Annotated in this window: 10 protein-coding genes; 3 read left to right on the forward strand and 7 right to left on the reverse strand. The window is 66.2% G+C overall.

Translation table 11 applies throughout. The features are described from left to right. The 6 genes from ACK5L9_RS15690 to dapB form a co-directional block, all read right to left on the reverse strand. The coding region (locus ACK5L9_RS15690; RefSeq protein WP_416912406.1) for a UvrD-helicase domain-containing protein at positions 1–1,152 on the reverse strand (1,152 nt) is incomplete at its 3' end. Then, complete coding sequence (gene addB / locus ACK5L9_RS15695) at positions 1,142–4,075, reverse strand: double-strand break repair protein AddB (RefSeq protein ID WP_416912407.1); 2,934 nt, start codon at positions 4,073–4,075, stop codon at positions 1,142–1,144. The genes ACK5L9_RS15690 and addB, both read right to left, overlap by 11 nt. Beyond that, positions 4,068–4,742, reverse strand: a complete 675-nt coding sequence (locus ACK5L9_RS15700) for a nucleotidyltransferase family protein (protein WP_416912408.1) — start codon at positions 4,740–4,742, stop codon at positions 4,068–4,070. The genes addB and ACK5L9_RS15700 overlap by 8 nt, the downstream gene beginning before the upstream one ends. Then, positions 4,727–6,136, reverse strand: coding sequence for a tRNA (adenosine(37)-N6)-threonylcarbamoyltransferase complex ATPase subunit type 1 TsaE (gene tsaE / locus ACK5L9_RS15705; RefSeq protein ID WP_416912409.1), 1,410 nt, complete (start codon positions 6,134–6,136; stop codon positions 4,727–4,729). The genes ACK5L9_RS15700 and tsaE overlap by 16 nt, the downstream gene beginning before the upstream one ends. 118 nt (positions 6,137–6,254) lie before the next feature. Next, positions 6,255–6,896 (reverse strand): VPLPA-CTERM sorting domain-containing protein, encoded by a 642-nt coding sequence (locus tag ACK5L9_RS15710; RefSeq protein ID WP_416912410.1) that lies wholly within the window; start codon positions 6,894–6,896, stop codon positions 6,255–6,257. Positions 6,897–7,166: 270 nt separating this feature from the next. Beyond that, a complete protein-coding gene (gene dapB / locus ACK5L9_RS15715; RefSeq protein WP_416912411.1) occupies positions 7,167–8,003 on the reverse strand; it encodes a 4-hydroxy-tetrahydrodipicolinate reductase in 837 nt (278 codons plus the stop codon). Positions 8,004–8,074: 71 nt separating this feature from the next. Here dapB and rbfA point away from each other — a divergent pair, with 71 nt between their 5' ends. From rbfA to truB, 3 genes are read left to right on the forward strand one after another with little or no spacing between them, the layout of a single operon-like run. Continuing rightward, positions 8,075–8,497: a 30S ribosome-binding factor RbfA gene (rbfA, locus tag ACK5L9_RS15720; RefSeq protein WP_416912412.1), complete on the forward strand. Its 423-nt coding sequence runs from the start codon at positions 8,075–8,077 to the stop codon at positions 8,495–8,497. Next, entirely contained in the window at positions 8,487–9,245 is a 759-nt protein-coding gene (locus tag ACK5L9_RS15725) for a phosphodiester glycosidase family protein (protein WP_416912413.1), read from the forward strand. The genes rbfA and ACK5L9_RS15725 overlap by 11 nt, the downstream gene beginning before the upstream one ends. A gap of 52 nt (positions 9,246–9,297) precedes the next feature. Beyond that, on the forward strand, positions 9,298–10,191 hold the full coding sequence (truB, locus tag ACK5L9_RS15730; protein ID WP_416912414.1) for a tRNA pseudouridine(55) synthase TruB: 894 nt from the start codon (positions 9,298–9,300) through the stop codon (positions 10,189–10,191). Positions 10,192–10,469: 278 nt separating this feature from the next. Here truB and ACK5L9_RS15735 read toward each other — a convergent pair. After that, positions 10,470–10,801: zinc-binding dehydrogenase (locus ACK5L9_RS15735; RefSeq protein ID WP_416912415.1), on the reverse strand; the 332-nt coding region annotated here is incomplete at its 5' end.

Here is a 10,801-nt window from a genome sequence, read left to right on the forward strand (position 1 = left end):
AAGGATATGGTCGATGCCGCCATCCAGCCGCCACAGCACCCATTGCGCCATGCTGGATTCCTGCAGCAGTCGCGCGGTCCGCCGGATCAGATCGTCGAAATCCAGCCAGCCATGCGCGGCCTTGCGCGCGGCAAGCCGGGCGGTGAAGGCATGGCCGAAGCGGTGCAGCGCCAGCGTTTTTTCCGCGCAGGCCAGCGCCATGGCGTGAGGCCGCGCCTCCTCGACCCGCCGCATCAGATCCTCCAGATCGGCCATGAACGGCGCGCAGGGGCCAAGCCGCAGCGCCTTGGTCGGCAGGCTGCCGATCTTGGCGGTGAAGGGTTCGCCGGCCTTGGCCCCGGTCAGCAGCGCATCGACCAGAATGGCCAGTTCGGCCATCCCCGCATCGCGCCAGTCGCCCCGCCGCAGCCTGTCGGCCAGCTTGCCGTCCATGCTGCCGCCACCGGCAAGGATCGGGATCAGCGCGTCGAACAGGTCGCCCTCGCCCCCCTGAAAGACATGATCCAGCAACAGATCCACGGTCAGCCCGGCGGGCAGGTCCAGCGCCGCCCGGATTGTCGCCGGATCCGGCGGGGCCGGAAAATCGGCCTCGGACAGCCCGGCGAGAAAGCCGTTCAGATTGTCGCCGCCATGCAGCGCGGTCAGGTCGCGCATCGTCGGATCGCCCGCCTCGGCCATTTCCTCGACGATCTCGGCGCGCATCGCGCGGGCGGTGCGGTCGTCCAGTTCGGCAAAGCCCATCGGCACCCCGGCCTCCAGCGGGAACCGCCGCAGCAGCGCCGCGCAGAAGCTGTGGATGGTCTGCACCTTCAGCCCGCCCGGCGTTTCGATGGCGCGGGCGAACAGGCGCCGCGCCTGGGCCAGATCGGGTGCGCCGGCCTCGCCCAGATCGGCCAGCGCATCGCGCAGTTCCGCCTCGGGCAGCATCGCCCACTGGCCCAGACGGTGCAGCAGCCGGTTCTGCATCTCGGTCGCGGCGGCCTTGGTATAGGTCAGGCACAGGATGCGTTCGGGCGCGCAGCCCGCCAGCAGCAGCCGCGCCACCCGGTCGGTCAGCACCCGCGTCTTGCCCGAACCGGCATTTGCCGTCAGCCAGGTGGATCGCGCCGGATCGGCGGCGGCGATCTGGTTCAGCGTCGCATCATTCGTCATGACCGACCCTTTCGGGTTTGGGATCGTCGGCCAGAGACCATTCGCCAAAGCGCGACAGGTGATCGTAATCCCCCGCATAACCCATCCGTTCAGGCGCGCGTTTGGCGGTAAAGCCGGTTCCGCCAGTCAGATAGGCGGCAATCAGGCGGACGAATCCCTCCCAGTTCTCGTTCTCGATCCCGGCATCATGGGCGCGGTCCTGGGTTCGCCCGTCGCCGCCAAGCTGGATATAGCGGATGCCAGCAACATCCACAGGCCCCAGCACTGTAAAGCCGCCGCGCCGCGCCATCGCAGCCTCCAGCACAAGCTGCTTGTCAAAGCTTGCGATCTGCTTGTCGGTGGGCGGCTTGCCGGATTTGTAATCATAGATCATCGCCCGCCCGTCATTCAGCAGGTCGATGCGGTCGGGTTTGGCGGTCAGGCGGAAATCCATTCCGGCCAGGCTGACCGCGCCGCGAGCCTCGATAATCTGTGGACGGCCCTCGTCCAGGCGTGCCACCTCATCCGTAACGATCCGACGGGCGATTCCCTCGATCCGGGCCTGCCAGAAGGCGCGTGCCGAGGGCCAGGGCACCTGTTCCTCCAACACCTGGGCGGTGATCTGCAACAGGGTTGCGTGCAGCAGATGCGCGGGCGGCGCGGCTTTCAGCAGCCGTTCGACAATCGCATGCAGCGTCTGGCCGCGCAGCGCCGCGTCGGGTTCGGGGCGCAGGGGGTTCAGCGGGCGCAGACCCAGCACTCGCTTGGCATAGACGGCATAGGGATCGCGGATCAGCAGTGAAATATCCGTGACCGGCAGTTCTGTGAACGGCGGCGCGGGCGGGATGGGCGAGGGACGCGGGGCCGGGACGTCCACCGTTTCGGGCCTTGACAGCGCCCCGGCCATGGCCAGCCATTGACCTCCTCTTGTGCGCATCGCCGCCAGCGATTGTGGGCCGTCCCGTTCAGGCAGGCCGGTCAGCAGGTTCGTCAGCCGGTTCAGCCAGCGCGAGGGGACGGTTTCGGCCTCGGCGTTCCGCTTCGCGCGGGTCAGGATCACCCGCCGCGCCGCGATGCCCTGCTGAAAGTCATGCGCCGACAACCCGATCAGCCGTTCCGGCAGGGTCAGCCCGGCCTGCTGGCGCATCTGGCGCGACAACCACGGGTCAGGCGTCAGCGCGCGGGGCCATTCGCCCTCGTTCAGGCCGGACAGCACGACCAGTTCATCGCCGACGATCCGCGCCTCGCGCGGGCCGCGGATTTTCAGCAGCGGATGGATGTCGGCATCGCCCCGGACCGCCTGAGCACGCAATTCCGCGACCAGCAGTGCCGAAAAATCAGCGGGGGACATGTCCGGCCCTTCGGCGGCATGGGCGGCCAGATGGTCCACTACGGCGCGTGTCATCTGACCCGGTTTTTCCTGCCACAGGCCAGAGCTTTCGGCATCGCCGCCCGGCCCGGCGGCCAGCGCCCCGGCCATAGCGTACAGATCTGACAGGCGGTCAGGCAAGGGGCGGGGGGCGTGGTCCTTGGCAAAACCGGCAAGGCGGTCAAGGATCGCGGCCAGCCATTCCGCCCACAGCTTGCGTGTCTCGTCGCCCCTGCTGCCCCAGTCGCGCAGCGTGTCGCCATCGGGAAAGACAGGGCCACGGGCGCGCAGCCGCAATTCCAGTTCGCGGGCCAGACGGCGGGCCTCGCCGCGTTTGATCAGGGACGATCCGCTGGCCGTCAGCGGGTGCTTCAGCAGGATCAGCAGCCGGTCGATCGTGATCGCCTGGCCGAACAGGCTGGAAATCTGATGCAGGAACAGCCCCGGCGCGGTCAGGTCAAGCGCGCGGCCCGCGCTGTCATCGGGCCTGAGACCCCAGCGATCCAGCGCCGTCGTCACCCGCCGGACCAGCCCGCCATCGGCGGCAATCAGGGTCATGGCCTGATGACGTTCCGCCGCCTCGCGCATGATCAGGGCAATCGCCTCGGCCTCTTGCCCCGGCTGTTCGGCCTCGATCAGGGTCAGCCCCTCGGTCGCCTGCGCCAGATCGGGCAGGTACGGCCCCTCGGCAATCCACTGGTCGGTGACGGGCGCGGGGCGCAGCGCCAGCGAGATCAGCGCATTGCGGCCCGGCACGGCGGCGGGGCTGTCGGTCCAGGGGCGCGGATAACCGGCCTCGTGGATCAGGGGGGCATAGCGGGCCTGCGGGTGATCCTCGGTCCGTTCCAGCCCGTCCCAAAGACCAGTTGGCTGATGCCAGTCAAAGCCCGGCAGGACCACCGCACCATTGGGCAGCGCCGCCACGGCGCGGATGAACTGACGTGTCGCCCCGTGCGACCCCGTCGAGCCGGCGACGATCACCGGCGCATCGGGCAGGTTCCGACCCTCGGTCCAGTCGGCCAGCGCAGTCTCGGCCGCCGCGCGCTGTCTTGCGGCCCGGTCTGCCAGAGTGCCGGTCAGATGGAACTGTGCAGCGATGCGCAGAAAGGCCAGCGCGTTCTGCCAGTGCCGGGCGTGGTCGCCGGAATCGATGGTGTCCAGCGCGTCGGCGTCGCACCCCTCGGTCTGCATTTCCGTCATCAGCGCGGCCAGCGACTCGGCCAGTGCCGGAACCGAATGCCCCGCCGCCAGATCGGGGCGGGTTTGCAGCAGCCGGTCGATCAGCCGTGCCAGTTGCAGCCTGCGCGCCAGAGGCGCGGCGACCGGCCCCGGCATTGCCGCCGCGCCCATGCCCAGATCCGTCACGGGATGCAGTCGTGGCAGCAACAGCGGGCCGTGCCGGTCGAAAGCCGCCTGAATGGCGGTCAGGGTGCGGGCGGAATTGGCATAGATCGTCGTGCGCGCAATGGTTTCGGGCGGCGCGTCCGCCATGCGTTGCAGAAAGCCGGTGACGAACTGTTCGGCGAAATCCGTGCCGCAAGGCAGGGCGAAAAGACCAGCCTGCCAGTCAGACATTGGCCAGCATCGCCTCGGCCAGAGGGATGGATTCGGGGCGACCCACATCGCTCCAGCCGCCGGGGTGGATCATGCCATGGGCGCGGCCATCCGCGATCAGCAGATCCCACAGCCTGTTCAGCGAAAAGACCTGATCAGCGATCTCTGCCAGACGTTCGGTGCGGACAATCTGCGCACCGCAATAGACGAAATCGCCTTTGCGTCCGATGCGCCCCTGCGGATCGAGGCTGAAATCCCCTGCCCCAAGCCGCGCCGTGGCCTGCCGCAGCGGGACCAATGCCAGCAGCGCGTCCATGTGATCGCGCCACGCACCGATCAGCGCGGTCAGAGGGTTCGGCCCGGTCCAGACCACATCGGGGTTCAGCGTCATCACCGGCCCCGCGCCCAGCAGCGGCAGCGCGTTGCGCAGCCCGCCTCCGGTATCCAGCACCGGGCCGGGCTCGTGGCTGATGGTGACATCCTGCCCCTTCAGATGCGCAGCGATCTGATCGCCCATGTAATGCGTGTTGACGACGACCGGCCCTGCCCCCGCCTCGCGCGCCATCGCCAGCGCGCGATCCAGCAGCGTCTGGCCCGCAAGTTTGATCAGCGGCTTTGGGCGGGTGTCGGTCAGGGGGCGCATCCGCAATCCCTGACCTGCGGCGAAGATCATCAGCGGCGGGCGCATTGGCACAGGATCCTTGCGGTCGTGTCCGCGTCGGGCGCGGGCAGGGTCGTCACGATCCGCGCCAGAGGCTCCAGCGCGGGATGGGTCAGGTTGCGACTGACATGGCCCCAGACGCGGGGCATGAAGTCCAGATAGCGCGGCTTGCCGTCGCGGATGCACAGCCGGGTAAAGATGCCCATGATCCGCAGGTTGCGCTGCGTTCCCAGCAAGGCATAGGCGGCGCGGAACCGCGCCTCGTCAAGCCCCGTCGCGGCCAGATATCGGGCGATGCATGCGGCCTCGATATCGGGTGCCACGTCGCGGCGCGCATCCTGCAAGGCCGAGACCAGATCATAGGCACGATGGCAGGCCACCGCGTCCTGATAGTCGATCAGCCCCAGAGGGGCGGGGCCGCGCCAGATCAGGTTTTCGGCATGATAATCGCGCAGCGTGGGGACCGGCGCGGTATCGGCCACCAGATCGGCATGCAGCCGCGCGATCAGAGGGGCGATTTCCAAGGCACGGTCGTCGTCATGGCCCACGGCGCGCGGATACCATTCGGCGAACAGGCCGACCTGATCGGCCAGCATGGGTCCGTCCAGCGGGGACACGAAATCGGGCACCGGATGGCGATGCAGATCGACCAGCACATCTGTGATCCGGCCATAGATTTCCGGTGCCAGCGCGGGATCGCGGGACAGCACCCGCGCCACCAGATCGTCGCCCAGATCCTCGACCAGCAGCAGCCCGGCATCCTGATCTCCGGCCAGAATGGCGGGCGCGCCAAAGCCGCGATCGCGCAGCCAGCGGGTCATGCCGGTAAAGGCCCTGCACGCGCCCGTCGGATCGTCCATCAGCACGGCGTTGCCCCGCACACCGGTCAGCCGGAAATAGCGCCGCGCCGAAGCATCGCCCGCCAGCGGCACCACCCGAGCCTCGCCCCAGCCCGCGCCCGCGACGAAACCGGCGCGCCGGACCGCGCGGGGATCGCCGCCGATCACGGTGATGTCACGCATCGCCGGATCGGGGGTATTCGCCATGGCGACGGTCACGGCACCGGCTGGCAGAGTTTCCATCCGGTCGGGCCACTCGATCAGGCAGATGGCGCTGTCCATCGCCTCGTCAAGCCCCAGCTCGTCCAGCTCGGACGGGTCGGTCAGGCGGTACAGGTCGGCATGCCAGATTTCGGTTCCATACGGGTCGTCATAGGTCTGGATCAGCGTGAAGGTCGGGCTGGGCACGTCTTCGGCCGCGTCGCCCTGCCTTGCGCGGATGAAGGCGCGGGCGAAATGCGTCTTGCCCGCCCCCACCGGTCCGTCCAGCAGGATCGTGTCGCCGGGCCGCGCTGTCGCGGCCAGCATCCGGGCCAGCGCGGCAGTCATGTATTCATCGGCGATCAGTCGGGTCGTGTTCATGCACCCGCTTCTATCCACTTGGCCCGCAGGTGCAATGATCTGTTGGTCAGGTTTCCGACATGAAAAAGGGCAGCCGAAAGCTGCCCGTTTCCTTGAGTGTGGATAGTTCCTGTTTTGCTCAGGCAGACTTGCGACGGCGCGCAAACAAGCCCAGACCACCCAGTCCGCCCAGCAGCAGCAGGCCCGCAGCGGGAACCGGGATCGGGCTGGCCGTGACCAGATCCTGCGATTGGGGATTGGCATTGGACAGATAGGTCAGTTTCCAGACCTGACTTCCAGTCCAGCTTGCCGCAGCAGACAGATAATTGTTGAGAACCGTGCCTACACCGGCCGGGCCACCGCTGAGATATTCGAAGGTGTCGCCATAAACGGTTTCCCACAGCGCGACCTGGAACGCCGTCTTCTCGACGGTGGTGTCCACATCGGCATAGTTCGCGTCGAACAGATCCTGGATTTTCTGCTTTTTCGTCGCGTTGAACAGATTCGGATCGGTTTCGTAGGTGACTGTCACGTTCGGGTCTTTGACCAGAGAAGCCGTGATATCCACACAATAGGCAAGGAAATCCCCGATCGCGCTGGATGCGAACGAGAACTCTGCCGCCAGCGGGGCATAGTTGGGCGCGGACGCGCCGCTTCCAAATGAAATATTTACGTAATCTCCGTCCATACCTGTCAAAGTGGCATCTACGGACGCAGCCTGGGCAGTACCCGTCACCTGAGCGACAAATGCAGTGACGGCAAGTGCTTTCAAAAAGTTCATATCTTTACACCTCATGAACAAGACATGTGGCATCGGAACACAATCCCGACGCGAACAGACCAACACTAAAAAAACTCGGCACAAAGTTGAATAGAACTATACGGTTGGATTGAAAACCTGTCCAAAAGATGAGGTTTTTTGATCACACGGTCTAGAGTTTTGGTTGAGTGAAGGATTTTCACTCAACCAAAAGATGATCACAGTAAAGAAATGTTTTAGGTGCCGTTACGTCAACTGAATTGCATCCGCCAAACGGCGAATCATCTGGGGTCAATTCAACCCTAGAACATCCGACATGTCGTATTCACCCGGACTCTTGTCCTGCCCCCACAGCGCCGCCCGCAGCGCGCCACGGGCAAAAATCGCGCGATCCGTGGCGACGTGACGCAGGATCAGCCGCTCGCCCTCGGAGGCGAAGATCACGTCATGCTCGCCGACCACGTCGCCACCGCGAATGGCGGCAAAGCCGATACTGCCGGTCTCGCGCGCGCCGGTGATACCCTCGCGCGCAGGGGTCCGCAGATCGGCAAGCGCCCGCCCGCGCCCCTCGGCGGCGGCCTCGCCCAGCATCAGCGCCGTGCCGGACGGCGCATCGACCTTGTGCCGGTGATGGGCCTCGACGACCTCGATGTCCCAATCCTCGCCCAGGGCGGCGGCGACCTTGCGGGTCAGGCCAACCAGCAGGTTCACGCCAAGACTCATGTTGCCCGCGCTGATAACCGGCGCGTGGCGGGCAGCAGCGGCGATTTTCGCCAGGTCGCCATCCTCTAGCCCTGTCGTGCCGATCACATGCACGGCGCGGGCCTGTGCGGTCAGTTCGGCAAAGGCGACGGTGGCGGCGGGCGAGGTAAAGTCGATCACCGCCTGCGCCGTCGCGATCACGCCGACGGCATCGTCGCTGACCGTCACCCCCACCGGCGCGCCGCCCATTGCCTCGCCCACGTCGCGACCGATCCATGCGTGGCCGGGACGCTCCAGCGCGCCGGTCAGCCGCATCCGGTCGCTGTCAAGGATCAGCCGGATCAGCATCTGACCCATCCGCCCCGAGGCGCCGGTCACGACAATACCAGGCAGATCCGGCGTTTCGGTCTGTTGCAAGTCACTCATCTGTCACCCCCATTTCTTTGCCGTCCTTTATCCCGTTGCGGTGCAGCCCGCGACCCCCTACATCGGGACGCATGGCACAGAACCGATTTTCCCATGGTCACGGTCCCTCGCAACGGCAGTTGCGGGTGGGCGAACTGATCCGCCGCACCCTGTCCGACGTGCTGTTGCGCGGGGATGTGCATGACCCCGACCTGAACCGGCACTCGATCACCGTGGGCGAGGTGCGCACCTCGCCCGATCTCAAGGTCGCGACGGCCTATGTCCTGCCCCTTGGCGGACAAGGGGCCGAGGACGCGCTGGCCGCCCTGCGCCGTAACGCACCCGAGCTGCGCCATCTGGTCGCAAAGGGGCTGACGCTGAAATATGCACCGCAATTGCGGTTCCAGCTTGACGAGACATTCGACCGCATGGACGACACCCGCCGCATGTTCGCCGACGAACGCGTGCGCCGCGATGTCGAGGCGCATCAGGATGACGACAACGATGATACCTGAAGTTCAGCGCAGGCTTGGCGTTGCCCTGGGCATGATTCTTGCGATGGCACTGCCCGCCGCGTCCCAGGGCTGCGGGCATCTGGATCATGACGGGCAGGGCTATGTCGTCTGTCAGGTCGATGCCGCGCAGGAACCCGATCTGCGGCTGTGGCAGGACGGCCCGGACGGGCGGCCACTGAACAGTTTCAGCAATGTTCGCCGGACGCTGGCGCAGGGAGAAGCGCTGGGCTTTGCCATGAACGCGGGCATGTTCCACCCCGATTACCGGCCCGTTGGGCTGCTGGTGATCGACGGGCAGGAACTTGCGCCGCTGAACCCACATGCGGGCAGCGGCAATTTCGGGATGCTGCCAAATGGCGTTTTCTGCACCGGAGGGGCGCGGCCCTTTCAGGTGATCGAAAGCCGGACCTTTGCTGCGGAGGGCCCGGAATGCCGCCTTGCCACGCAATCCGGCCCGATGCTGGTGATCGACGGCGCGCTGCACCCGCGCTTTCTGTCCGATTCCGACAGCCGCTATATCCGCAACGGTGTGGGCGTGTCGCCCGATGGTCAGGTGGCATGGTTCGCCATTTCCGACCGGCCCGTGACCTTTCACGAATTTGGCAGGCTGTTCCGCGACGGGCTGGGCGTGCGGGACGCGCTGTATTTCGACGGCTCGATTTCCCGCCTTTACGCGCCGGGGGTGAACCGCGCCGATTTCGGGCGGTCCATGGGGCCGATCATCGGGCTTGTGGACAGCGCCGGTTGACCCGGCGCGGCAGGAAGGCTATCTGCCCGGCTTCGATTTCCAGGGGGTCATCATGGCACGCAAAAAGGGCCGCGACATCAATGGCTGGCTGGTGGTGGACAAGCCTGCGGGCGTGACCTCGACATCGGTGGTGAACAAGGTCCGCTGGGCCTTGCAGGCGAAAAAGGCCGGGCATGCCGGCACGCTGGACCCGGATGCAACCGGGGTGCTGGCCGTGGCCCTGGGCGAGGCGACCAAAACCGTTTCCACCATCACCGACGCGCTGAAATGTTATGATTTCACGGTGAACTGGGGGGCCGAGACGACAACCGACGACGCCTCGGGCACGGCGCTGCGCTGTTCCGACGCCCGCCCTGCCCCCGAGGCAATTCAGGCCGCGCTGGCGGGCTTTACCGGCGAGATCATGCAGGTTCCGCCCGCCTTTTCCGCCGTCAAGGTCGATGGCGAACGTGCCTATGACCTTGCGCGCGAGGGCGAAGAGTTCAAGCTGGCCGCTCGTCCCCTGTGGGTCGAAAGCCTGACGCTGATCACCGCCGAAGGCGATAGCGCACGGCTGAAGATGGTCTGCGGCAAGGGCGGCTATGTCCGGTCGATCGCACGCGATCTGGGGCGCGAACTGGGCTGCCTTGGGCATGTCGCCGCGCTGCGCCGCATCTGGTCGGGGCCGTTCGACGCCGATGACGGCATTGCCTTCGACAAGATCGACCGTGATGCGCAGGACTGGCTGGAATCGCAGCTTTTGCCACTGGAAACCGCGCTGGCCGACCTGCCCATGCTGCGCGCCACACCCGAGGGCGCGCGCAAGATCCGCAACGGCAATCCGGGCGAAGTGACGGGCGGCGCGGAATGGGGCGAACTGGTCTGGGTCTCGGATACCGGTGGCCCGATCTGCATTGGCCGCTATCAGGGCGGCACGGTCCAGCCCGAGCGGGTGTTCAACCTGTGACCCCGGTGCCCCCCAGGAATGTCCATCCCCGAAAGCCGAAGGCGCGGATTTTGCTGCCGACGGGATGGCAGACCTTGTGACGGCTGAACGGCAGACCCGGCCCGAAATCAAGGCGCATCGCACCGCCCGCCCCTGCGGTCATCCGCTGGCCTTCTGCTGTGCCTGTCACTATAGCCCTTTGATTTTACGCTGATGCTGCGCCAGTTTGATGATCGAATCGGCTTCCGACAGCTATACTGTCGCGACAGGCTCAATACCGCCGTTTGCGTTGTCACGGATCAGTCCGTATGGCCATTGGCCGGATCCCCGGCGACTTTCAGGACGATCTTGCCGATATGGGCGCTGCTTTCCATGCGTCGGTGGGCATCCGCCGCGTCTGCCAGCGCGAATTCGCTGTCTATCGTGACCGTCACTGCGCCCGATCCGACAAGCGGCCACAGCCTTTCGCGCAGCGCGCGGGCAATATCGGCCTTGGCGGCGTCCGATTGCGGGCGCAGGGTCGAGCCGGTCAGCGTCAGCCGCTTGACCATGATCTGCGCAAAGTTCAGCTCGGCCTTGGCCCCTTCGAGAAAGGCTATCATCACCAGACGCCCGTCCATGGCCAATGCCT

Origin of the sequence: Paracoccus sp. (in: a-proteobacteria) (assembly GCF_047973135.1) — a bacterium.
GTDB lineage: Bacteria > Pseudomonadota > Alphaproteobacteria > Rhodobacterales > Rhodobacteraceae > Paracoccus.

Bases quoted from the DNA above. Each gene is read 5' to 3' on its own strand.
- addB (WP_416912407.1), bottom strand. From the start codon at position 4,075: ATGTCTGACTGGCAGGCTGGTCTTTTCGCCCTGCCTTGCGGCACGGAT.
- ACK5L9_RS15700 (WP_416912408.1), bottom strand. From the start codon at position 4,742: ATGCGCCCGCCGCTGATGATCTTCGCCGCAGGTCAGGGATTGCGGATG.
- tsaE (WP_416912409.1), bottom strand. From the start codon at position 6,136: ATGAACACGACCCGACTGATCGCCGATGAATACATGACTGCCGCGCTG.
- ACK5L9_RS15710 (WP_416912410.1), bottom strand. From the start codon at position 6,896: ATGAACTTTTTGAAAGCACTTGCCGTCACTGCATTTGTCGCTCAGGTG.
- dapB (WP_416912411.1), bottom strand. From the start codon at position 8,003: ATGAGTGACTTGCAACAGACCGAAACGCCGGATCTGCCTGGTATTGTC.
- rbfA (WP_416912412.1), top strand. From the start codon at position 8,075: ATGGCACAGAACCGATTTTCCCATGGTCACGGTCCCTCGCAACGGCAG.
- ACK5L9_RS15725 (WP_416912413.1), top strand. From the start codon at position 8,487: ATGATACCTGAAGTTCAGCGCAGGCTTGGCGTTGCCCTGGGCATGATT.
- truB (WP_416912414.1), top strand. From the start codon at position 9,298: ATGGCACGCAAAAAGGGCCGCGACATCAATGGCTGGCTGGTGGTGGAC.